Origin of the sequence: Leptolyngbya sp. CCNP1308, from assembly GCF_034932455.1 — a bacterium.
In the GTDB taxonomy this organism is placed as follows: domain Bacteria; phylum Cyanobacteriota; class Cyanobacteriia; order Phormidesmidales; family Phormidesmidaceae; genus Nodosilinea.
The window spans coordinates 102,988-126,324 of the sequence record NZ_JAYGIH010000105.1; the positions used below are offsets into that span (position 1 = coordinate 102,988).

Here is a 23,337-nt window from a genome sequence, read left to right on the forward strand (position 1 = left end):
GGAGAGACTGATGGAACGGATTCCCATCCTTCAAATGGGCGAGTTTTTGCTCGTCACTATTCAGGTCGATATGCACGATCGTCTGGCGATGACGCTACAAGATGACCTGACCAATCGCATTAGTCAAACCAATGCAAACGGGGTTTTAATTGACATTTCTGCGCTAGATATCGTTGATTCTTTCATCGGTAGAATTTTAGGCAATATTGCCAAAATGTCGCAGGTCATGGATGCTGAGACGGTGGTGGTTGGCATGCAGCCCGCCGTCGCCATTACCCTGGTGGAGCTAGGGCTATCCCTCACCGGCATTCGCACCGCACTGAATGTAGAAAAGGGAATGGCACTGTTGCAAGCGACGGCGGGCAAATCCGCAAATGCCCAGGTCACGGCTACGAAATGGGACGTAGAGGACGATGCAGAAGATTGAGGAGATGAAAATTTTATCTTCTGCGGACGTGGTTTTGGTTCGGCAAGCCGTGCGCCAGTTTGCCATTGAGCTTGGCTTTGGGTTAGTAGACCAAACCAAAATTGTCACCGCTGCCAGCGAGCTGGCTCGCAACACCCTAGACTATGGCGGTGGAGGAACTCTCACCTTAGAAACGCTTCAAAATGGCGGGCGGCGCGGTCTCAAGCTCACCTTTGACGATCAGGGGCCGGGCATTCCGGATATTGAAATGGCGCTTAAGGATGGCTTTACCTCAGGGGGAGGGTTGGGGATGGGGCTAGGGGGCGCAAAACGGCTGGCCAACGAATTTGAAATTGAGTCTGTGGTGGGAGAGGGGACGAAGGTAATGATCGTACGCTGGAAGTAATTCGAGGATATCAATTGAATGAATCTACGGCGATCGCCATCACAGAGCAGAGTCAAACGGGGGAAGCCCGACGCGCCTCTCTAGCATTGGCCACCCGGCTTGGCTTTGAAGAAACCGAGCGGGGCAAGGTGGGCCTTTTGGTGACCGAGGTAGCGAACAACCTGATTCGGCACGCAGGCGGCGGCGTGGTGCTGCTGCGGGCGCTCGAACGAAATGACATCATCGGGATCGAAGTTTTGGGGCTAGATCAAGGGTCTGGCATGGTAGATGTGGAAGAATGCCTACAAGACGGCTTTTCTACCGCCGGAACATCAGGCAACGGGCTGGGTGCCATTCGCCGCCTCTCTGACCTGTTTGAAATTTACTCGCAGCCCAACAAAGGCACGGCGCTGCTCGCCCATATCTGGGCAAAATCGTCTACTCATTCGCCACCAAAAATCATTGAAATTGGTGTGGTCGCGTTACCCAAGCTGGGAGAAGAGGTTTCTGGGGATGCCTGGGCCTGGGACGGGGATGAGCACCGCAGCCTGTTTCTCGTTGTCGATGGGTTAGGGCATGGGCCAGCGGCGGCCAGTGCGGCGACCGCCGCTGTTCGAGTGTTTCACGATCACCATCACCAGTCGCCGCAGCGCATTATTGAAGCGGCCCATGGGGCGTTACGCAGCACCCGAGGGGCAGCCCTGGCGATCGCCGAAATCAACTTTGAGCAGCAGACCGTTTGCTTTGCGGGCATTGGCAACATTGCGGCCAGCATTTCTTCGGCGACCGAACACCACAACTTGATGTCTTACAACGGCACCGTGGGGCACGAAGTTCGTAAGATTAAGGAGTTTACCTACCCCTGGTACCTCAATGGGCTGCTGACCATGCACTCCGATGGCATCAGTACGCAGTGGAATCTCGATCGCTACCCCGGCCTCAGTCAAAAGCATCCCAGTTTGATCGCCGGGGTGCTGCACCGCGATTTCCACCGTGAGCGCGACGATGTAACTATGTTGGCGGCGAAAGGAACGGGCGCATGACCACCCTCTTCACCCTGCAAATTCATTACGAACAGGATGTAGTGCAGGCGCGGCAGCGCACCCGCGAGCTGGCCGAACAGCTGGGGTTTGACGGACAAGATCAGGCGCGGCTGGCAACGGCGGTTTCAGAAATTGCCCGCAATGCGTTTCAGTACGCCCAGGGTGGCACGGTGACGTTTGACCTACAAGAAAGCCCCCAAATCTTTCTGATTCAGGTGGAGGATCAGGGCGGGGGCATTCCCCATCTGCGCGATGTTTTAAACGGACGCTACCAGTCTGCTACCGGCATGGGGCTCGGGATCGTTGGCACGCGCCGACTGATGGATGCCTTTGAAATTGAATCGACCGAGCAAGGGACTACCGTGCGGATCGGCAAAGCCCTGCCGAAGCGTTGGCGCAGCCTCTCTGAAAGAGAATCGCCCCTGTTCACAGACCTACAGCTCCAGCAGATTCGGGAGGCCGTCGCGGGGCGATCGCCCCAAAACCCCTACGACGAAATTCAGCGGCAAAACCAGGAATTGCTGGGGGCAATGGCCGAACTCCGCAAGCGAGAGGAAGAGCTCACCTACCTCAACCGCGAGTTAGAAGACACTAACCGAGGGGTGATTGCTCTCTATGCTGAGTTAGACGAGAAAGCCAGCTCTCTGCAACAGGCCAACGAGCTAAAAACCCGCTTTCTCTCCAACATGAGCCACGAATTTCGCACGCCGCTCAACTCGATTTTGTCGCTATCTCGCATGCTGTTGACTCGTATGGATGGGGATCTGTCCTCAGAGCAAGAAAAGCAGGTGACATTCATTCAAAAAGCGGCGGATGGGTTGTCAGAGCTGGTCAACGATCTGCTGGACTTAGCCAAGGTAGAAGCGGGCAAAACCGAGGTGAATCCTAGCTCCTTTGACGTGAGCGACCTGTTTGCCACCCTGCGAGGCATGCTGCGGCCGCTGCTGGTTCAGGGTTCCTCGGTGTCGCTGGTGTTTGACGAACCTGAGGGCCTACCCTCGCTCTACAGCGATGAAGGGAAAATTGCCCAAATCCTCAGAAACTTTATTTCAAACGCGCTCAAATTTACGGAGCGGGGAGAGGTGCGCGTCACCGCCGAGCAAGTCGGTCAAATGATTCAGCTCTCGGTGTCTGATACCGGCATCGGCATTGCACCAGCCGATCAGGAGCGCATCTTTGAGGATTTTGTGCAAATTGAGTCTGACCTACAAAAGCAGGTGAAAGGGACGGGGCTAGGATTGCCGATATCGGGCAAGCTAGCCGAGCTGATGGGGGGCAGCGTTTCCGTTGACAGTGAGCTGGGTCGAGGGTCGACCTTTTCGGTCTGCATTCCAATCGCTTACCCCAACGTGGCAGAACTGCCCGACTCACTGCAACCGATTACCACCCTGAACCCAGCCCGTCTGCCCGTGCTGGCGATCGAAGACCACATTGAAACGCTATTTATCTACGAGAAACACCTGCAAGCGTCTAGATATCAGCTGGTCGCCACCCGCACCCTGGCTCAGGCCAGAGCGGCCCTACAGCAGCTTCAGCCAGCGGCGATCGTGCTCGACATCTTGCTAGAGGGGCAAAACGGCTGGACATTCCTGCGAGAGATTAAAAGTGATGAAGCGACCCGCGACATTCCTGTACTGGTGATTACGGTCGTGGATAACGAAAAACAGGCCATCGCCCTAGGAGCCGATGGATTCCTAATCAAGCCTGTGGATCAATTGCCCTTGCTCACCAAACTCAATACGCTCGTGGGTCAGGGCAAGACTCAGAAACTCTTACTTATTGATGATGACCCGGCCTACCGATACGTGGTTAAACAGTTGTTGACGGATATTCCGCTACAGTTTTTGGAAGCTGCAAGTGGACGGGAAGGCTTGGCGGTGGCAGAGTGTGAACAACCCACAGTGATTCTGCTTGACCTGGAAATGCCTGAGATGAGCGGGTTTGACGCACTTGAGCAGCTGCGGCACAACCCCGTTACTCAGGCCATTCCGGTGATCATCCATTCGTCAACCCAGCTAACTGTAGAAGCCCAGAGTCGTTTAGCTCAACAAGGTGTCGCTATCCTTTCTAAGGAGAAAACATCTCAAGCAGAAGCCGCCTCTCACCTTCGAGAAGCCCTCGCTAAAGCCGGACTCGTTTTAGATGCTTGAGGATGCGTGATGTTTGTGCCCAGCGAAACCATTCTGCATATCGATGACAACGAAGCCAATCGTTACATCGTGAAGCGAATTTTGCAGAACGCGGGGTTTGCTGTCGTAGAAGCAGCCACAGGAACCGAAGGGCTAGAGGCGATCGCCTTGCATGACCCAGCGCTGGTCATTCTAGATGTACAACTGCCAGATCTAAACGGGTTTGAAGTCTGCCGCCAGATCAAAGCCAATCCGCAAACTCGCTTTATTCCGGTGCTGCATCTTTCAGCTAGCTTTGTCAAAAGCCAGGATAAGGCCGAAGGATTAGACAGCGGTGCTGACGGCTATCTGGCCCAGCCCGTTGAACCGATTGAACTACTGGCGACGGTGCGATCGCTCTTTCGAATTCGCCAGGCCGAGGAGTTAGCGCTAATTTCAGCGCGGGAGTGGCAAACCACTTTTGATGCCATTAACGATAGCGTCTGCCTGCTCGATCAGCAGGGTAAGATCTTGCGCTGTAATCAGGCCATGATGCGGCTTTTCAATAAGCCTGCTGAAGAGATTTTAGGGCAAATTCACTATGAGTTAATGAATGCCATCTTGGGGGTAGGAGACGGCACTTGCTTTTACCGCGCTAGGGAAACGTACCAGCGCCAGCTGTTAGAATTGCAAAGTCAAGCACGCTGGTTTGCCAAAACAATGGACCCAGTGCTAAATGAATTTGGCACCTTTACCGGTGCGGTTCTGACTCTGGTCGATATTACAAATCGCAAGCAGATCGAGGATGAACGCAAGCAGGCAGAAATTACTCTGCAAGAGCGCAATCAACGCCTAGATGCACTGTATGAAATGACCCGTGAGCAAGCGGATCAACTACGGCAGGCAAATCGTATCAAAGACGAATTTTTGGCCGTTTTATCTCACGAGTTGCGATCGCCCTTGAACCCCATTTTAGGCTGGGCAAGAATACTACAAACCAAACAGCAAGACGCCGCAAAAACGCAATATGCGCTGGCAACAATCGAGCGCAACGCTAGATTGCAGGCGCAGCTGATTGAAGATTTACTCGATGTTTCTCGTATCCTTCAAGGCAAGCTGAGTTTAAATACAGTTCCAGTAAATCTACCCTTCACGATTGAATCTGCGCTTGAGACTGTACAACTCGCGGCTGAAGCAAAATCCATTCAAATTGAGACGGTTTTTGATGCTGATGTTGGGCAAGTTTTAGGAGATTCTGGCCGGTTACAGCAGGTGATTTGGAACCTAATCTCCAACGCCGTTAAATTCACACCCCAGGGTGGCAATGTACAGGTACGGCTAGAGAAAATTGAAGAAGAACATGCTGTACCCCCACGCCCCCCCGTTACCTATGCTCAAATTACGGTCAGTGATACTGGCAAAGGCATTACCACTAGCTTTTTGCCCTATGTCTTTGACTACTTTCGGCAAGCCGACAGCACAACCACTCGAAGTTTTGGGGGGTTAGGTCTGGGGCTGGCGATCGTCAGTCACCTGGTTGAACTGCATGGCGGCACCGTTCAGGCTGCGAGTTTAGGAGAAGGGCAAGGCTCAACCTTTATCGTGAGGCTCCCCATTATTGACAGCTCAAAATTGCGTCCAGATCATCCCTCGTCTGACAATCATTCAGAGCTGCATTTGAACGGATTGCGAGTGCTTTTTGCTGATGACGAAAGAGATTCGCGAGAGCTAGTTACTTTTTTGCTAGAACAGCAGGGTGCAGAGGTTACTCAGGTAGGGTCGGCTAGTGAGGCTTTAAGTCAGCTGCAGCAAGCAGAGTTTGATTTGCTCATTAGCGATATCGGCATGCCCGATATGGATGGTTACGGATTGATTCGGCACATTAGGGAGCGATCGTCCGACCAGATTAGAGATATTTTGGCGATCGCCATCACCGCCTATGCTGGAGAAAGCAATCAGCAGAAAGTATTAGCAGCCGGATTTCAGCAGCATATTACTAAACCAATTGAGCCAGAAACGTTGTTGCAAACGATTTGGACGCTAATGCAGAAAAAGGGGTAATATCGCAGAAATGGTGGCTGCGTTGTAAGAATAGGTGAAGGGTAGGGTGACCTCAGACCTCACCCCATGTACCACACTGGCGGAGAGGTTGTTGGTGCGATCGCTCCCCGTCAACCGTGCAACAGCACTTTTGCTTACCAACGCAAGCTTTTGTAGATTGTAAGACTAAAGGCTGTTGGATAAGCACCCATTTAGAGAGTTTATACAACATAATTGACAAACAACACCCCCTACCGGGGAATGGACCACAAAAAGTGACAGATAACACCTTACAATCAGGGACTTATCCGTCACATCTGACACATAATACACAGTTAGCTAGGGTGAAAGTTTGGACGACTTGGAGAAAGTTCAACGCCTTATTCAGAAGGGCGAGGAAGTCATTCAGACTCATCGTCCTAACCCACCGAACGTTATCGGTTTTCCCACACTCGATTCGGGCGCCTTCTCGTCTTGGAGAAGCCAGACCCTCCAGTTCCTTGAATCGCGGCTTCCTCCAGGCAGTCCTTACATCGAGTCATTCCGATCCGCTACAGGGCACAAGGAATATATCGGCAGTGCTAAGTCGGGGCTAGGTGTGCTACGAGCGGTTCAGGAAGATCTTGAATCCGGAGACATTGGCTCTGCTGAGGCTGAATACAACCCGATTCAGCTTGTCGGCTCGATCTGCGAGCGGTTCCATCTAATTGCGCGGCAACTTAGGTCGAGGCGCGAGGACCGCGCCACCCTTGATGTACAAGACGAATATGATGTTCAAGACCTAATGCACGCGTTGCTACAACTGTACTTTGACGACATCCGTCCCGAGGAGTGGTGCCCAAGCTACGCGGGCAAGACGTCTCGTATGGATTTTCTGCTGAAGTCAGAGCAGATGGTCATCGAGATCAAAAAAACGCGGCCGGGTCTGGGTGCCAAAGAGCTCGGTAGCCAGCTCATCGAGGATATCGCCCGATACGAGACTCACCCTAACTGTGATGTTCTCGTATGCTTCGTCTACGATCCCGACGGCCGGATTGCAAATCCACGTGGAATCGAAAATGATCTACGTAAGACGTCGGGCGAGCTACTAGTCGAAGTTCTAATCCGCCCCTAGCTAACAAGCACATCGAGCCGGGGTGTGTCTCCCTTTGCAATAAGTGAGTTGCACGCAGTTCATGCGCACCAACGTTATATCAAATTCAAATCACACAGCCCCAATTCTCAAAGTGCCAAACACAAGGGTGTTGGCGCAACCCGGCCCTAAGACTTTATGCCCTAGCTCTGCTCCCTTAGAATTGGAGGGCGAAAGGCTGAAACAGTGCTACACAGTGAATCAGCCTCACATCTACCCCGTGGCTTTTACAGTGAAGCCGTTACCGTTTCTCGCTGGGGATGGATGGCTTGCCCGGTCTGCAACGCCGTGTACAGCCGGTTGAGTGCGTGCAGATAGGCGTGAGCCGAGGCCACCACAATATCCGTATTCGCCGCATGGCCCGAAAACACCCGGTCTTCGTGGCGAATGCGAATGGTCACTTCCCCTAGCGCATCAATGCCCTCAGTCACCGACTGCACCGAGAACTCGATCAGCTGGTTGGGAATATCCACCACCCGGTTGATCGCTTTATAGACCGCATCCACCGGCCCAGTGCCGATCGCAGCATCCATTAGCTCCTGCCCATCAGGCGTGCGAATGGTGACGGTGGCGGTGGGCTTGGCGCTGTCACCGCAGGAAACCTGCACCAGGTCGAGGTGAAAGTGCTCAGGGGTCTGCCGGGTTTCGTCGTTGACGATCGACTCAATATCCCAGTCGGTGATTTCTTTTTTCTTGTCGGCCAGCTCTTTGAACCGCAAAAAGGCGCGGTTGAGGGCCTGGTCATCCAGCTCATAGCCCAGCTCTTGCAGGCGGGTGCGAAAGGCATTGCGGCCCGAGTGCTTGCCCAGCACGATCTGGTTGTCGGTGAGGCCAATGGACTGGGCGTCCATGATTTCGTAGGTGAGCTTGTTTTTGAGCACGCCATCCTGGTGGATGCCTGACTCGTGGGCAAAGGCATTGGCCCCCACGATCGCCTTATTCGGCTGCACAAACATGCCGGTCAGGTTCGACACCAACCGCGAAGTCTTGTAGATCTGGCGGGTGTCAATGTTGGTGAGGGGTTCCTCCGACTCGGCGGGGCGACCCAAAAAGGGATTGTAGAAGGCGCGGCGCACGTGCATGGCCATCACCAGTTCTTCTAGCGCCGCGTTGCCCGCTCGCTCGCCGATGCCGTTGATGGTGCATTCAAGCTGGCGCGCCCCGGCTTTCACCGCTTCGAGGAAATTGGCCACCGCCAGGCCCAGGTCGTTGTGGCCGTGGACGGAGATCACCGCCTGGTCGATGTTCGGCACGTTGGCTTTAATGCCGCGAATCAGGTCGCCAAACTCAGTGGGGGTGAGGTAGCCCACGGTGTCGGGGATGTTGACGGTGGTGGCCCCAGCCGCGATCGCCGCCTCCAGCACCTGATAGAGAAATTCTGGATCAGATCGCCCCGCATCTTCGGGCGAAAACTCCACATCGTCGGTGAAGGTTTTGGCGTAGGCCACCATCTCTGGGGCGATCGCCAGTACCTCTTCCCGGCTCTTGCGCAGCTTGTACTGCATGTGGATATCGGAGGTGGCGAGGAACGTGTGGATGCGCCCTTTAGCGGCGGGCTTAACTGCCTCGCCCGCTCGCTCGATGTCGCCTTTGGTGGCGCGGGCCAGGCCGCAGATGGTGGGGCCAGTTTCGGTGCCAACTTCCCGCGCAATCTTCTGCACCGCCTCAAAATCGCCGGGGCTAGCGAAGGGGAACCCGGCTTCGATGATGTCAACCCCCAGCCGGGCCAGCTGCTTCGCAATCACCAGCTTCTCCTCGACATTCAGTGTGGCCCCAGGAGACTGCTCGCCGTCCCGCAGGGTGGTGTCGAAGATGAGAATGCGATCGGGGCTGGGCGGGTTGCTCATGGTGACTCCCACGGAGTAGACGGTAAAGGGTGCTAGATCGACGGTAGATCGTTTTCCAGACGATGACCACAGGAAGCGGGTTCGACTCTGGAACAGATCAGATAAATGTATCGGTTCTAACTATTCTACCGGCACAAAGTCGGATTCGCTACGACTTAGCCGGGGCATTTTGAGCGATCGCTGACATAGCCTCTGCCTTCAGACAACGTTTCTGCCCAGCCAGCGCCTAGCCCCCCAGCAACAGGTCTCCCCCACCAGTGCGATTGTGATCGCGCCAGGCGGGGGAGACCTATGGATGGCAGATTGACCCTAGAGCCTTACCACTGGAGGACTCTAGCCTCTCCAGTCAGAAGCTCGCATTCTCAGAACTTGGTTAACACTGTCAATGTAGCCCTGGTCTTCCATGAGGGCGCTGCTGATATAGCCCTGGTTGATAGCAGCTTCAACGATGTTTTGACCCTCGGCATTGCCTTGGCGCGCCTTGTGAGCCGAGTAACCTTCGCCGCCGCCTTGGTTTAGCTCGCCCCTAACGGCCATGTAGGCCAGCTGGAACGGGCTCACTAGATCAGTGGAGAGAGACTCACCCATGCCCATGCTGTTCAACTCAGTGCTGGGCATTGAGGTTTGCCCAGGGGTTTGCATCTGTCCAGAATCTTGCGATCGGGGCTGTTGGCGGCCCGGAGTTTGGTTGGGATAGGACTCTGGATTTTGCCCAGGTACTCGCTCAGGCGCTTGATTAGGAGCCTGGCTGGGAGTCCGATCCATGCCGGGAGTTTGCATCTGCCCAGAATCTTGCGATCGGGGCTGTTGGCGGCCCGGGGTTTGGTTGGGATAGGACTCTGGATTTTGCCCAGGCACCCGCTCAGGCGCTTGATTAGGAGCCTGGCTGGGAGTCCGATCCATGCTAGGGGTTTGCATTTGCCCAGAATCCTGAGATCGCGGCTGTTGGCGGCCCGGAGTTTGGTTAGGATAAGACTCTGGATTTTGCCCAGGCACCCGCTCAGGCGCTTGGTTGGGAGCTTGCATCTGCCCAGGAGTTTGTTGCTGACCGGGAGCTTGAGACTGCAAAGTTCCTTGAGTTTCGGCAAAGGCGGCAGGCGCAGCTACCCCTGCGAGAAAAAGTGCTGAAATTGTGCCTATAGATAGTCGTTTCATCGCGGACCTCAAAATTGGATTTTGTACAAGATTCGCTGTTGCTTTCTACTAGCAAAAGAATCTTGGCTTGTGATCCAAAAGTCTTTACATCTGCTTTTCGATGCTTTTTCGCCAAGCTGAAAGGGTTTTTGCTTAGAAAAATTGATCGCAAAGGCGAGAGTTAAAGCTCTAAGCTCCACAAGCTCTCACTACAACGTAAGGATAATTTTACAAAGTGAAGTCTTCCCCAGGGAGGAGATGATCCCCATGCATTTGAAAGATCTCCTTGAGGATGAACATCCACGATGAAATCATCTGATCGCCAAAAAAATAAGTATTAATTGGGGCGATCGCATGACCTCTAATTAATATCTATCCCATGACGGTGCCCTTTCAAGAAACCCGCCAACCACAGTTGGCTAGCGGGTTTTCTCATCCCCAAAAAGAGGGGCGTTGATTCTGGAGTGCGATCGCTAAATGCTTTGATTTTGATTTAGCGCATCTACTCGTCGGCATAGCGATCGCCCCCTTGGAGTCGCAGCCTACAGCAGAAATCGAATCCCCACGTAGGCACTGATGGTGATGAGCTGTAGCGCCATGATCGGCAGGCCGTAGCTCAAAAACTGCCGGAACGAAATTGGTTTGCCGTGCTGCTCGGCAATTCCCGCCGCCACAATGTTCGACGATGCGCCTACCAGGGTGCCGTTGCCGCCCAGGGTTGCGCCAAACATCATCGCCGCAAACAGCGGCAAAATTTCGGGCGGAATCTGCCCGGCAAAGTCGGGTGACATCAGCTCTGGCCCGGCAAGATTCACGTTCACCAGGTATTCCTTCAGCAGGGGCACCATCGCCACCACCAGGGGAATGTTGGGAATCAGGCTGGAGAGAATGCCGGTGACAAACAGCAGCAGCATCGCGCCCAGGGCAATATTTTGGCCGATCACCACCCCCAGCAGGCCCGAGGCCGAGCTGATCACCCCAGTTTCTTGCAGGCCGCCAATCAGCACAAACACGCTCATGAAGAAGACCAGCGTGCTCCAGTCAACATCGCGCAGAATGTTGTGCACTGTGTCAATGCCGCTGTGGTGGGTGAGCAGCAGGCAGAGGGCGGCACCGAGCAGAGCTATCGCCGCCGGAGATATCGGCACCGGCAGGCTTTCGCCCACCACAAACAGCACCAGCACCAGCCCGACAATCAGCCCGCCCAGGGCCAGCATGCGGGGATGGTTGACGACCGGGTGGGGCAGGTGGTCAAGGTCAGCCAGCTTTTTGTTCCAGGTGTTGGGAAAGAGGATGGGTAGTATGACGACAATGGTGGCGATCGCCACCACACCCCCCAGGCTGAGCTTAGTGAGATACTCCAAAAAGCTCATGTTGATTGCGTCGCCCACGATAAAGGTGGCCGGGTCACCCACCAGGGTCAGCAGGCCAGCGCTGTTGGCCACAAAAACCATCAAAATCAGCAGGGGCACAAAGTTGATGTTGAGTTCTGCCGCCATAGGCGGAATCAGCGGGGCCAGCAGCATGACCGTGGTGGCGTTGGGCAGCATGGCGCAGATCGGCGTGGTGATGGCCACAATGCCCAGCAGCAACCGCTTGCCTTCGCCGCGAGCCATAATCACCATTTGGGTAGCCAGGTATTCAAAAATCTTGGTGGGCTCAAAGGCGCGCACCATCACCATCACCCCAAAGAACAGCGCCAGGGTGGCGTGGCTGTTGCCGATGTAGCCAATCGCTTGGTCGAGGGTGAGCACATGGAAAAATATCAGCAGCATTGCTCCCAAAAAGGCCGCAACGGTGAGGTGCATGCGCTCGGTGGCAATCAGGGCCAAGACTCCAAAAAAGACCACCGACGCGGTGATCTCAGACCAGATTTCCATAGCCTGTCTCCTTGTTGTGGTGCTAAACAAAACCCTTCGATGACGACTGTCATCGAGGGGTTAACTGTCGTAGGAGAACTACGGATAGCGTTAAAAAAAGCTTCCAGTACGTTCTCTCCCAAGGCCGACGGAGTTAGCTGACGGGCGAGGGGTGAGAGATCCCCTTCTCTGGCGATGCGTTTCGCCCTGAGATAAGCCCCAAAAGTTGGTTCCTCCGCTTCAGCGAACTCTTAACGAGCGCTGAATTAGGCAGCGTAACTATTGAGTTGAAGCAGAATCTAGCACGTTTGCCCAGATTCAACAATCCGCAAATGCTCACGGGCCACCGGATACCGAGGACGGGCTAGGCGTATCTCACCCAAAAACACATCCTTTCCAAGGACTCCAAAAACGCCAACTCCTCCCGTTGGGCCGGTCGCGGTGAGATCCCGGAAAAGTAAAGTATTTAGGCGATTTCCGGAAAACTTTCTTCCTAATGGTGGGCAGTGCCCACCCTACGGTGGCTACAGTCGCCGAATAAAGTAGGGATCTTCTTTTCTAGAAATTTCTTTAGTTAGGACAGTCTAATCTTGAGATGCAGCGTTGCTGACCACCTCACGCACCCGATAGATGGGTCGCTGCTGCGATTCGTGGTAGGTGCGCATCAGCAGTTCGGCCAGCAGGCCAAAGCTGAAGAGCTGGATACCTGCCAGCAGAAGGACAACGGCAAGGACAAGGAGGGGGCGATCGCCGATATCCTGGTCAGCCAAAATCTTTACCAGGGTGAGATAAACCCCCAGGGCAATGCCCGCCGCCATCGACGCCAGCCCCAGGCTGCCAAACACATGCATGGGCCGGGTGAGAAACTTTTTCATAAAGTAGACGGTGAGCATATCCATCACCACGCGCAGGGTGCGGCCCAGGCCGTACTTACTGGTGCCAAAGCGGCGGGGGTGGTGGGTGACGGGCATTTCGGTAATGCGTGCCCCTTCGATAAAGGCCAGGGCAGGCAAAAAGCGGTGCAGCTCGCCGTAGAGGTTGAGGTCGCGAATCACCTCGGCCCGGTAGGCCTTGAGGGAACAGCCGTAGTCGTGCAGCTCAACCCCGGTAACGCCAGCAATCAGCCAGTTGGCAATTTTGGAGGGAATCAGCCGGGTGAGGGTGTTGTCTTGGCGATTTTTGCGCCAGCCGCTGACCAGGTCGTAGCCCTCGTTGAGGCGATCGAGCAGGCGGGGAATGTCGGCGGGGTCGTTTTGCAGATCGCCATCCATAGTAATCACGATCTGGCCCCGGGAATGGTCAAATCCGGCGGCCATGGCGGCGGTTTGGCCGTAGTTGCGGCGCAAAATCACCGCCCGCAGTTGGGGATACTGCTGGGCCAGCTCGCGCAGGCGATCGCTCGAACCATCGGTAGAGCCATCGTCTACCCCCAAAATTTCGTAGCTGTAGCCCAGCCCGTCGAGCGCTCTAGTGATGGCCTCAACCAGGGCAGGCAGGCTGTCGTACTCGTTGTACACCGGCACCACCACCGAAATGTCGATGGGAACCGTGAGCGCGGGCAGTGCAGAAACCGAGGGGGACTGGGTAGATGTCATGGCAGCTTCGGCACAACGGGGAAGACCATCAAAAACCGTATCACTGCCGTCTGGGGATAGGCAATTTACTTGAGTGTACTGGAAAGGCTTTGATCAAGCGTGGCCAACCCCGCTCCTAGAGCCTCGGCCAGGGTACTGACCACCCGGTACAGCACCACCGCGCTCAGCACCACGGCGGCAGAGAACTGACCCTGGAGCAGACTGAGGGCGATCGCCTCAAATACGCCCAGCCCCCCCGGTGCGCCCGGCACTACCAATCCCCCCAGCCAGGCCAGGCTAAAGGCGCTGATCGTACTGGGCCAAGCGATCGCCGCCAGCGGTGTCACGGCGTTGAGCACCAGGCAGAAGCCGATGCCGCGCAGGGCTATGTAGCCGAACTGGCCGAGGAGGGGTTTGAGGGGGTAGTGGCGGAGACCGGGAGAGGGGGAATTTTGAATTTTGAATTTTGAATTTTGAATTGGGGGAGGTGAGGGAGATTCGCTGGCGGTGATAGCAGCAGTTTTGGAGCGGCCCAGGCGATTGACCAAGGGATTGAGCCAGCGGGGAGAAAGGGTGGCGAGGACGACGCCCAAGCTCAAGAGCTGCAAGGGCCAGTAGTGGGTAGGGGTGGCGATACCCACTACTAGGGCGGCGGCGGCCATAAGGAGAGGTTCTAGGGCGACGCCGATGATGGCCGTGCCGTTATCGACCCCCGCACTCCGCAGGGCGCGCACTCGGCCAAAAAAGTGCCAGACGTTGCCGGGCAGATATTTCAGCAGATTGGTTTGCAGGTAAACGGGGGCGCTCCAGCTGCCGGGGATGGGCTGTTGCAGGGCTTGCAGGGCCCAGCTCCACACCCAGCCTGCCCAGGTGTGGGCCAGCAGCGTGACGCCCAGGGCCAGCAGCAGCAGGCTCCAGCCCTGGGGGCTAATGCGCAGGGAGCTGATGTCATCCCAGTGGCGCACCAGGGTGTGGAGCAAGAAGGCGATCGCTGCACCCACCACCACCCAGCGGGCCAGAGGCTTCAGGCGCTTGAGCCAGGCAGCATGCAAAAACGACAAGGGCGACCCTCAAACAGGCAAACGCTGCTTGGACTATAGCGCGCCGCCCGAGCAGTAGCTGGTCATTACCCGCCCCGCCCGGCGCAGCTGCTGGTGGTAGGCCGCGCTCACGGGATGCGACAGATTACTTAACGAGTCAATACCAATCCCGTTGCGGCCCTGATCAATCCCCGAACTGTGAATATAGTCGCCCTGGCCTAGGTAGAGGGCAACGTGCTTCGTGCGTTCAGGCGTGCCAAAAAAGATTAAGTCCCCCGGCGTCAGCTCATCCCAGGCGACGGGCTGGGTAAAGGCCTCCTGCTGGTACGAGTCGCGGGGCAGGCGAATGCCCACCGAGGCAAAGGCCGCCTGCATCAGCCCCGAGCAGTCGTAATTGGGGCCAACCGTGCCGCCCCACAGATAGGTATTTGGCATCGCCATCGCCCGCTCTGTAAAGGCGATCGCCTCCGGCAGGCGAGGCGCAATGGCGCTGCGATCGAGGGAAACGGGCTGATAGGGTTGCTCGGCAGGCTGGAGCGCATCCCAATCAGCGGCATTGATCCAGCCAGGATAGTCATCCTCACAGAGCACCACGGCGTAGGCATTGGAGGACTGCTGCTCAGCCTCTACCCGCCTCAGATGCCGCCCCACCGCCGCCTGGGTCACCAACCCCTCCAGTTCAGCCGTTTTATAGAGATTCAGTGCCTGCCTACAAATATATTCCTGCCCAAACAACTCCCCCATCACCCCTATCTCCCTCACCTCCCTCATCCACCTCACCTACTCCGGCTTCTCCCCCGTATTGCGCACATTCACCACCTTCTTCAGCACGTTAAACCAGAACGTTGACCCCATAGAGATGGCAAACCCGCTGATTAGCCAGCCCAGCAGGCGGCGCGGCACAAAGGGAATCGGCCAGGCCTCCTCGGCGGCGAGCTGCTGCTGCATCACCATCTCGCCATAGCCCAGCGGAAAGGGAATCTCATCAAGAGCTTGGTTTACAGCGGTCTGCACCTGCTCAATGTCTTGGCCCAAGTCGCCAGTAGACTCGGCTACCAGCTGGTCGGCGGTCTGGGTAATCGAGTCGCGCAGAATCGGGTCCACGGCCAGGCGAGTGGCGATGTGAAACGAGTCGGCGTTGATGGAAACTGCCGTGGCAATGCCAATCATCAGCGCGACGGCCTTGGCGTTGCGCTTGTAGACCCCGGTGGCCCGCTCCATGCCGCGATCGAACCACTTTTCGAGTTCGAGGCCAAACAGTTTGACATCGTCGCGGGTGCTGTCGGCGGTAACTTCGATCTTGCGGGCGATCGCCGCCAGACTGCTGCGCAAAGCCGGGGTAATGGGAGCCTGAGCTAGGCGATCGATCAGCGCCTGGGCATCGAGGTTGCCGCCCTGAGCTAGACGCTTTAACTCGCTGTAGGCGGGGCTGTTGTCGTCAAAAATGTCGAGCAGCTGGGCCACGTTGGGTCGCAGTTTACTGAGCATAGCCGCCCGCTCGGTGGGGGTGCTGGCCAGCCCGCGCTTGATATACTCCAGGCGACGCAAAAACGTTTCAGTGAGGGGATGGCCGTCAGGTAATACATCCGTTGCCATCAGCCCAAACTCCTCCAGACGGTTGACAACGCGATCGAGGCTTTCGGGCAGCGAGACAATGCCCGCCTGAAAGTCGTCGATAATTGTACGGATGCCCTGCTCTAGCTGCTGAAGTTCGCTGTTGAGCAAAAACTCGTTGCCGGTGCTGGCCTTGAGGTCGCTGAGAATGTTGGTGACAGGGCCGAGGACGCGATCGCGGGCAAAACCGTGGATGCGATCGTTGGCCAGCACCTGCCACAGGTTGCCCAGCTGCATGCGCTCTAGCAGACTGTTGGCAAAGGCCTCGGGCGGAATGTAGCTGGGGCCGCTGGTTTTGCCCACCCCAAACACATTGCGCTGGCCGGTCAGGGTGCGGTAAACGCGGCCAATCAAGTGCGAAATGCGCCGAAACGATCGCGCGATCGACCCCTTAGCCTCCTGGTTCAACCCGCGAATCCAGGGGCTTTCGTAGAGGGCGTCCGCCAGAGCCTGGGCCGACGCTTCGCGATCGCGATCGTTGCCCGCCAGCAGCACTTCAATGGACTGCTTAAGATGCTCCGCTCGCCATTGCAAAAGCGTGCCAATAATTTCCTGGGCCTCACTCGCCAGCAGGCTCAGCACAAAAAAGATAAAGACTAGCCCTAGGGCAATGTCTAAAACTATAGGAAAGTTCATGAACCAATCGTACGATTCTGTATTTTCAAACCCATCTTGCCTGCTGCTGGGCGATGAAAAAATCTCCCGCTTTCCAGCAGTAAAAAGAGCCACTTCGCCCCCTTAAAGGCATTGGCAAAGAGTGAGCCCGGTAGAGGGCTAAGGAGCACTAAAAAAAGGCGAACCAAACCCTTGTGGACTTGGTTCGCCCATTGTACTCAAGCGACCTAAAAACGGATCACTCTCGCCCAAAACCTAAAGGGAGTACCTACCGCTCAGATTTTCTACTCATCGTCGTCCATCAGGGCACCATTTTCTCCCAGCTGCTTGAGCCGGATATGCTTGCGCCCCAGGGTAATTTCAAACTCGTCGCCCGCTTTGAGCCCCATCTGCTTGGTGTAGGCCGAGCCGATCAGTAGGTTGCCGTTAGACTGCACCGTAATGCGAAAACTGGCGCTCCGTCCGCCGCGCCCGTTGCCGTTCTGGACGCTATCAAACTGAATACCCTCCGCCTCAAGCAGGGCGTTGAGAAATTTCATCATGTTGACCCGGGGTTTGCCCGCCTTGGTCAACGTGTAATAGCCACAGGCTTTTGCCTTGTCTTCTTTGCTAAGCTCGTCGAGATCTTTGACCTTTTGTAGTAGCTCTTGACCAATCAGTGGTTCTACCTGGGTTGCCTTAGCCATTCACTCTATTCTCGTTCACAACGGTTTGCTCCAAACACTTTGAGCAGGAACAGCAGACCTGTTCTACCTGGCTCTACTTTAATGACAACACGCAAAATGATACTACAGCGAAATAGTTTTTTGCACTCTCTTTTTTTGCGCTCCTAACTGTGTAGCCCTAGGGCACAAAAGAACCGTCTTTTTGTCCTCCATGAACACCGTAGAATAGTGGCAACCGGCGGGATGATTTAAATCAGATGAAACTAACAACTCGCGGACATTACAGTGTTAAGGCACTGCTCGACCTGACGCTGCATCCCTCCCGCCGCCCTGTCTCGGTACACACCATTGCGGCGCGTCAGGGGCTGCCGCCGCCCTACCTAGAAAAATTACTGATTGAACTGCGGCGGGCCGGCATTGTGGAATCGGTGCGCGGCCCCCAGGGCGGCTATCGGTTAGCTAAGCCCGCTGACCAAATTTTTTTGGGCCAAATATTAGCCGCCGTAGGTGAACAGGTTGACCCGTTGCCGCGCCACAGCCCCCAGGCCGACCAGGCCGAAGACTGGGTTACCTTCGCGGTGTGGAACCGGCTTTCCCAAAAGCTGAACGAAGCCCTCTATAGTATTTCTCTGGAAGACTTGTATTTCGATGCCCGCAGTTGGCAGGCGGCCCAGGGGGATGATGTCAGCTTTGTGGTTTAACCACGCGATCGCACTGGTACTGGCAGCCGCCCTCGATCGCATCGTCGGCGACCCCTGGGGCTGGCCCCATCCCGTACAGGCGATCGGCCAGGTGATTACCTGGGGTTCGCAGAGCATTTTTCGCCTCAAGTTGTCGTCATTGGGGGAGCGATCGCTAGGCGTTCTCCTCGGTCTGGGCATCATTCTCGGCAGCGGGCTGGTGGGATGGGGCATGGTGCGCCTGGCCGGGATGGTTCATCCTGCTGTCGGGCTAGGGTGTGAAGTGGTGCTCTTGGCCAGCTGCTTTGCTGGGCGCAGCCTGCGGCGGGCGGCGGAAGACGTGCTGGCCCCGCTGGAGTCGGGCAATATTCCCCTGGCGCGGCAGCGGCTGGCCCTCTACGTGGGTCGCGACACCGAGAACCTGGATGAGCCTGAGATTTTGCGCGCGGTGCTCGAAACCGTCAGCGAGAACGCCACCGACGGCGTGCTGGCTCCGCTGTTTTACGCCTTGGTAGGAGCTTTTCTGCCCTGGGGCAGTGTACCCATGGCCCTAGCCTACAAAGCCGCCAGCACCCTAGACTCGATGATTGGCTACCGAGAAAGCCCCTACACCCACCTGGGCTGGTTTAGCGCCCGCTTTGAGGATGGGCTGACCTGGCTGCCCTGCCGCCTGACGGTAGCGACCATTGCCCTGCTGTCGGGAAATCCCCGCCGGGTCTGGGCTATTTGCCGCCGTGATGCCCCTGCCGACCCCAGCCCCAACGCGGGCTGGAGCGAGTGCGCCTACGCCGCTGCCCTGGGAGTGCAGCTGGGCGGACAGAATATATATAGAGGTCAGGTGAAAGAGAAACCGCTGCTGGGGGATGCAGTGGGGGAGATTGGGGGCGATCGCATCGATCAAGCCCTCACCCTCACCCGCCATGCCTTTCTACTGTGGATCGTCGTCGGAGTCAGTGCTATGGTCGCTGTAATGCGATGGACTAGTAGTCTAGTACCTTAATTTTGAGTGAGCAGGTTGTACAAAAGCCGCTGTTTTGGCCGCAGCGGTTAAAAAATCAAAGCTGGTCAAGGGGATGGTTGCCCATCGGCAGCGGAAGTCCCAGCTTGGCCAGTTTTTTACCCTTGCGATCGCTCAATTTACAATTTATGGCGGGGCTATTTACCCAAATCCCAACCGACCGTGCCTTCTACGTTAGAGGCTGAAACCGGAGTTGGCTCACTTTTAGCCAGTACACCTCCGCCATGCTGCATCCTCCCTGTAAAAAATCTGAATATTTGATCGGTTGGAGTACTCTTGGGTAATGTATACGCAGTCTTCTCCTCCAGTACAGATCTCAGGTATGAGTTCCGCCACCTCCTGGGTTCCCCGCCTCAGCCCCGATCGCCCGGTGGCCTACTTTCGCAACGAGTTTGGCCTGCGGGCGTCGCTGTCCTGCTGCGCTGTCACCCAGCGGTATACTCTCAGTGCTGAGCCCGTCTCGGCCAGCTCCAGATCATGACTATCTGGCAGGCAGATCTGCACCGTCCGCCCCTGGCTAGCCCTAGCGGCGAACCCCTCTGGGAAATCTTGCTATGCAGCGATGATTTTGCCTTTAGCTACGGGGCTACGGCTCCCCAAGCAGCGGTGAACAAAGCCTGGGTGAGCGAACAGGTGGGCCTCGCGCTAGAAAAAGCTGGCACCCCCCCCGAGAAAATTCAGGTGTTTCGGCCCCAGGCGCTCTCGCTGCTGACCGTTAGCTGTAAGTCGCTGGGGATTGCGGTCGAACCGACGCGCCATACCCCCACCCTGCACCAGTGGCTTCAGCAGCGGGCCAAGTGGTATCCCAGTCAGCCCAACGCCATTCCGGTGCCCTACAACCCGCTGCACATCGAGTCGCCACCGCCGCTGCCCCTGCCGGAAAATCTCTGGGGGGATAGCTGGGGCTTTACGGCGCTATCGGCCTACGACTTTGAACAAACCCTGCCCCACGAACCCATTCCCTTACGCCACCTGCCGCCCAATCTCATGCCCTCTCGTCTGGGCTTGGCCAGCACCACGCCAATTCCTGGCATTGTGGTGGATGCGGGGCGGCAGGCGATGGCCCTGGCCCAGTGGATTCAGGCCAATGCTCCCGCCTGGCTGAGCTACGTGCGGGGGGAGCCGGATGGGCTGATTTTGGAGGCGGGACTGTGCGATCGCTGGGTCTTCACCACCTTTAGCGACCCCGATGTCGCCACTGCTGGCCAGCGCTTTGAGCAGCGCAAACGAGAGAGCCAGGGGCTCCACTTTCTGCTGGTGCGCCCAGATGACTCAGGCATGACCACCACCGGCCTCTGGCTATTACAGCAACCCCAGGTATCATAAGGCAGTCCAGCTTTAGACAGTAACCACCATGGCGGCACCACAGGCACAGATTGGCATCATCGGCGGCAGCGGCCTCTACCAAATGGAAGCCCTCACCGACATCGAAGAAATTCGCATTGACACGCCCTTTGGCAGCCCCTCCGACGCGATTATTCTCGGCACGCTGGATGGCACTCGCGTGGCATTTTTGGCCCGCCACGGGCGCGGCCACACCCTCATGCCCACCGAGCTGCCCTTTCGCGCCAACATCTACGCGATGAAATCTCTCGGGGTGGAATATCTGATTTCGGCTTCCGCCGTGGGTTCGCTCAAAGAGGCGGCCAAGCCGTTGGATATGGTGGTGCCCGACCAGTTTATCGATCGCACCCGCAACCGCGTCAACACCTTCTTTGGCGAGGGGCTGGTGGGGCACATTACCTTTGGCGACCCGGTGTGCAATGCCCTGGCCAAGGTGCTGGCCGATGCCGTCGAAAGCCTGGAACTGCCGGATGTTGATTTGCACCGGGGCGGCACCTACGTCTGCATGGAAGGGCCAGCCTTCTCTACCAAGGCCGAATCGGAGCTGTACCGCAGCTGGGGTGCGACCATCATCGGCATGACCAACCTGCCCGAGGCCAAGCTGGCCCGCGAGGCCGAGATCGCCTACGCCACCCTGGCCCTGGTCACCGACTACGACTGCTGGCACCCCGACCACGACAGCGTCACCGTTGAGATGGTGATCGGCAACCTGCAAAAGAACGCCGTCAACGCCCAGCGGGTGATTCGCGAAGTGGTGAACCGCATTGCGGCCAATCCGCCCGAGTCGGAGGCCCACTCGGCGCTAAAGTACGCCATCATTACGCCCCTCGACAAAGCACCCCAGGCGACCCTAGATAAGCTCAGCCTGCTGTTGAAGAAGTATCTTCCCTGACCAAAAACCCCGGATTTTTCAAAAAGTTCGGGGTTCTTTAGCTTACAGCAAGCAGCTTAAACAGTATCTACAACTGCACTAAGCGCTGCGGCGGCGGGGGCGCTTGCGCTCTGACTTTTTCTTGTAGCCGATCGCCTGGGCGGCGTTGCTGTCGGGGCCAAACTGCGCCCGCACGGCTTCCTTCATGCCCAAAATCGAGTTGTGAAAGTCCCATTCGGCCTGGCGGGCGGCATCGGATGCGGCTTTGACCATGACTTGCAGCTCGATTTCTTTTTGCTGCATGGCCAAAATGGCGTTGTCTCGTCTATGGCCAAGATTGCCCGGTGCAGGAAGCATACTGCGGCCTCGATTTGAAAGATTGTGACCCAACACCAGCAGTTTTGATAAAGCCTGGATGACTGCTACAACGGGTCGAAGCAAGGTGTGGCGCAACAATAGTGATGCAGGGCGAGAATGATTGATTTGCAGCAATGACAGCAGCATTGTATATTGAGCAGTTAATGGTGCAGCGGGCGACTATTCGAAGTTGCTCTATGACAGAAGCATTGTGTATTGACTACTTAAAGGGTTGTGCTGTTGCAGCAGCATTGTCGCGCCGCAACTTAAGATGTTGCGGCCTTGCAATCGAATGTTGCGCCGTTGCACTAAAGCATTGCGGTCTGACAATCGAATGTTGGGCTTTCGCACTAAAGCGTTGCGGCCTCACACTAAAGGATGCAGCTCTGACAATAGAGTGGTGGGGTGCTGCAGGGGGCGATCGCGCCAGAGCAGGGGGAGGTGTTTAGCTTGCTGAGGCGCGACAGACCCGTGGATTAATGAAGGTATAGGCTGGGCACGTTCTGCTTTGTCCAGCTGCCCCAAACTTCGTAAGGATGGGCATAGACTTGTTTCCTATGCTCACTTTACGTTCATCTAGGGCAGGTATTCACCATGTCTACAAAAGCTACTATCGCCTATGGGCAGACGTTTCACTTCTATCATGAAGCGCTGGACGACAACTACGTATACCTGGAGTTAGAGCAGGTGCAGTTTGAGGCTTCATACAACCGGGTAACGGTGCCGATTCCGGTTCACATCTGGGAGGTGATTCGGCAGTATCCCGGTATTGATCTATCCTGGGCTGACAAGTCTGATGCAGAGATTTTAGACCATGTGAGCCAATGCGTAGACGAGCGCATTCGCGACTACGAAACGGCTGAACCCGATAAGAAGGGCTGGGTCTCGTTCTTCGGTGGCATGGTGTTCGGTAACGCCGATGACCCTAGGAACGCACAGATTGAGCAGGGTGTAGCCCACTACCAACGGCGGCGGCAGCACCAGCAGCAGGTCAAGGCTGCGATCGCAGAGCTACAGCAGGCCCAGCGCAACCCGGCCTAGTTTTGAGGTGCCCCCATGCTTGAGCTGAGCAAAGTACAACATCTGGCAGAAACCTACGCGCCCCAAGAGTTGTTTGCGGCTCTGGTGTGGCAGCGGCAGTTCAATCTGTTCGACGGGCCGCAGGTGATTACTGACTTAGCGAACCATCCTGACCTGTGGGAGAGCTTTTTGTTTACCAAGCCTGTCTTTGCCCCCGACAAACACGGGCTAAGTTTTAACGGCGTGGTGGATACGCTGCTGGCGATGGCGAACTATCGCCCTATGCCAGACGCCAGCATCATTCACTTTGTGCAGTACCCGGCAGATACGCTCTATATTTTGACGGAGAACCGGGATGCGATCGTGGCGCAGCTGATGGAGTTGGGTAAAAAGTGGAAGGCCGATGAGGTCTCTGCCTTTGATGGCTCCCTCGAAGAGGAGGAAGACTGGAAGTTTAGGAACTACCTGTCGCTGCGGTTGAAGGATGGCCTGTGGGGCAAGCAGGCTGACCAGGATCGAGATGCGATCGTCGTCTCCTACTGGTGGGATTAGCGGGCAGTATGGAGGCTAATCTCGTACTGAATA

At 56.4% G+C, this 23,337-nt stretch carries 22 protein-coding genes and 1 riboswitch; of the genes, 13 read left to right on the plus strand and 9 right to left on the minus strand.

All coding sequences use genetic code 11. The annotated features are described in order from the left end of the window. Positions 1–10: 10 nt before the first annotated feature. The 6 genes from VB780_RS26155 to VB780_RS26180 all read left to right on the plus strand — a co-directional run bounded on the left by VB780_RS26155 (position 11) and on the right by VB780_RS26180 (position 7,096). Entirely contained in the window at positions 11–427 is a 417-nt protein-coding gene (locus tag VB780_RS26155) for an STAS domain-containing protein (RefSeq protein ID WP_323354125.1), read from the plus strand. A gap of 4 nt (positions 428–431) precedes the next feature. Next, on the plus strand, positions 432–812 hold the full coding sequence (locus VB780_RS26160) for an anti-sigma regulatory factor (protein WP_323354126.1): 381 nt from the start codon (positions 432–434) through the stop codon (positions 810–812). 14 nt (positions 813–826) lie between these two features. Next, entirely contained in the window at positions 827–1,834 is a 1,008-nt protein-coding gene (locus tag VB780_RS26165) for an ATP-binding SpoIIE family protein phosphatase (RefSeq protein ID WP_323354127.1), read from the plus strand. Next, positions 1,831–3,984: an ATP-binding protein gene (locus tag VB780_RS26170; RefSeq protein ID WP_323354128.1), complete on the plus strand. Its 2,154-nt coding sequence runs from the start codon at positions 1,831–1,833 to the stop codon at positions 3,982–3,984. The genes VB780_RS26165 and VB780_RS26170 overlap by 4 nt, the downstream gene beginning before the upstream one ends. 9 nt (positions 3,985–3,993) lie before the next feature. After that, positions 3,994–6,003 carry a response regulator gene (locus tag VB780_RS26175; protein ID WP_323354129.1) on the plus strand — a complete coding sequence of 670 codons (2,010 nt, stop codon included), beginning with the start codon at positions 3,994–3,996 and terminating at the stop codon, positions 6,001–6,003. A gap of 331 nt (positions 6,004–6,334) precedes the next feature. After that, a complete protein-coding gene (locus VB780_RS26180) occupies positions 6,335–7,096 on the plus strand; it encodes a hypothetical protein (protein ID WP_323354130.1) in 762 nt (253 codons plus the stop codon). Positions 7,097–7,341: 245 nt separating this feature from the next. Here VB780_RS26180 and VB780_RS26185 read toward each other — a convergent pair whose 3' ends face one another. From VB780_RS26185 to VB780_RS26220, 8 genes are all read right to left on the minus strand, one after another. Then, entirely contained in the window at positions 7,342–8,961 is a 1,620-nt protein-coding gene (locus tag VB780_RS26185; RefSeq protein ID WP_323354131.1) for a 2-isopropylmalate synthase, read from the minus strand. Between the two features lie 333 nt (positions 8,962–9,294). Further along, complete coding sequence (locus tag VB780_RS26190) at positions 9,295–9,864, minus strand: hypothetical protein (RefSeq protein ID WP_323354132.1); 570 nt, start codon at positions 9,862–9,864, stop codon at positions 9,295–9,297. A 773-nt stretch (positions 9,865–10,637) separates the two neighbouring features. Continuing rightward, entirely contained in the window at positions 10,638–11,975 is a 1,338-nt protein-coding gene (locus tag VB780_RS26195) for an SLC13 family permease (protein ID WP_323354133.1), read from the minus strand. Positions 11,976–12,083: 108 nt separating this feature from the next. Further along, positions 12,084–12,237, minus strand: a riboswitch (cyclic di-AMP (ydaO/yuaA leader). A 301-nt stretch (positions 12,238–12,538) separates the two neighbouring features. After that, positions 12,539–13,549: a glycosyltransferase family 2 protein gene (locus tag VB780_RS26200; RefSeq protein ID WP_323354134.1), complete on the minus strand. Its 1,011-nt coding sequence runs from the start codon at positions 13,547–13,549 to the stop codon at positions 12,539–12,541. Positions 13,550–13,614: 65 nt separating this feature from the next. Further along, entirely contained in the window at positions 13,615–14,589 is a 975-nt protein-coding gene (locus VB780_RS26205; protein ID WP_323354135.1) for a UPF0104 family protein, read from the minus strand. A 33-nt stretch (positions 14,590–14,622) separates the two neighbouring features. Then, positions 14,623–15,312, minus strand: coding sequence for a C40 family peptidase (locus VB780_RS26210; protein WP_323354136.1), 690 nt, complete (start codon positions 15,310–15,312; stop codon positions 14,623–14,625). Positions 15,313–15,348: 36 nt separating this feature from the next. Next, positions 15,349–16,818 carry a hypothetical protein gene (locus VB780_RS26215; RefSeq protein ID WP_323354137.1) on the minus strand — a complete coding sequence of 490 codons (1,470 nt, stop codon included), beginning with the start codon at positions 16,816–16,818 and terminating at the stop codon, positions 15,349–15,351. A gap of 263 nt (positions 16,819–17,081) precedes the next feature. Then, complete coding sequence (locus VB780_RS26220) at positions 17,082–17,483, minus strand: AbrB family transcriptional regulator (RefSeq protein WP_323354138.1); 402 nt, start codon at positions 17,481–17,483, stop codon at positions 17,082–17,084. 236 nt (positions 17,484–17,719) lie between these two features. On the opposite strand from VB780_RS26220, the gene VB780_RS26225 reads away from it, so the two are divergent. The 5 genes from VB780_RS26225 (at position 17,720) to VB780_RS26245 (ending at position 21,396) form a co-directional block, all read left to right on the plus strand. Beyond that, positions 17,720–18,163, plus strand: a complete 444-nt coding sequence (locus tag VB780_RS26225; RefSeq protein WP_323354139.1) for an Rrf2 family transcriptional regulator — start codon at positions 17,720–17,722, stop codon at positions 18,161–18,163. Further along, positions 18,141–19,142, plus strand: coding sequence for an adenosylcobinamide-phosphate synthase CbiB (cbiB, locus tag VB780_RS26230; protein WP_323354140.1), 1,002 nt, complete (start codon positions 18,141–18,143; stop codon positions 19,140–19,142). Before VB780_RS26225 ends, cbiB begins: the two co-directional genes overlap by 23 nt. A gap of 340 nt (positions 19,143–19,482) precedes the next feature. Further along, positions 19,483–19,641: a hypothetical protein gene (locus tag VB780_RS26235; RefSeq protein WP_323354141.1), complete on the plus strand. Its 159-nt coding sequence runs from the start codon at positions 19,483–19,485 to the stop codon at positions 19,639–19,641. Continuing rightward, positions 19,638–20,486: a Tab2/Atab2 family RNA-binding protein gene (locus VB780_RS26240; RefSeq protein WP_323354142.1), complete on the plus strand. Its 849-nt coding sequence runs from the start codon at positions 19,638–19,640 to the stop codon at positions 20,484–20,486. The genes VB780_RS26235 and VB780_RS26240 overlap by 4 nt, the downstream gene beginning before the upstream one ends. A 28-nt stretch (positions 20,487–20,514) precedes the next feature. Beyond that, entirely contained in the window at positions 20,515–21,396 is an 882-nt protein-coding gene (locus VB780_RS26245; protein WP_323354143.1) for an S-methyl-5'-thioadenosine phosphorylase, read from the plus strand. A gap of 78 nt (positions 21,397–21,474) precedes the next feature. Here VB780_RS26245 and VB780_RS26250 read toward each other — a convergent pair whose 3' ends face one another. Next, positions 21,475–21,732 carry a hypothetical protein gene (locus tag VB780_RS26250; protein ID WP_323354144.1) on the minus strand — a complete coding sequence of 86 codons (258 nt, stop codon included), beginning with the start codon at positions 21,730–21,732 and terminating at the stop codon, positions 21,475–21,477. A gap of 594 nt (positions 21,733–22,326) precedes the next feature. Between VB780_RS26250 and VB780_RS26255 the strand changes: the two genes are divergently transcribed. Together VB780_RS26255 and VB780_RS26260 are read left to right on the plus strand one after the other, a co-directional pair. After that, positions 22,327–22,773, plus strand: coding sequence for a hypothetical protein (locus VB780_RS26255; RefSeq protein WP_323354145.1), 447 nt, complete (start codon positions 22,327–22,329; stop codon positions 22,771–22,773). 15 nt (positions 22,774–22,788) lie between these two features. After that, on the plus strand, positions 22,789–23,304 hold the full coding sequence (locus VB780_RS26260; protein WP_323354146.1) for a hypothetical protein: 516 nt from the start codon (positions 22,789–22,791) through the stop codon (positions 23,302–23,304). The last annotated feature ends 33 nt before the right edge of the window (positions 23,305–23,337 follow it).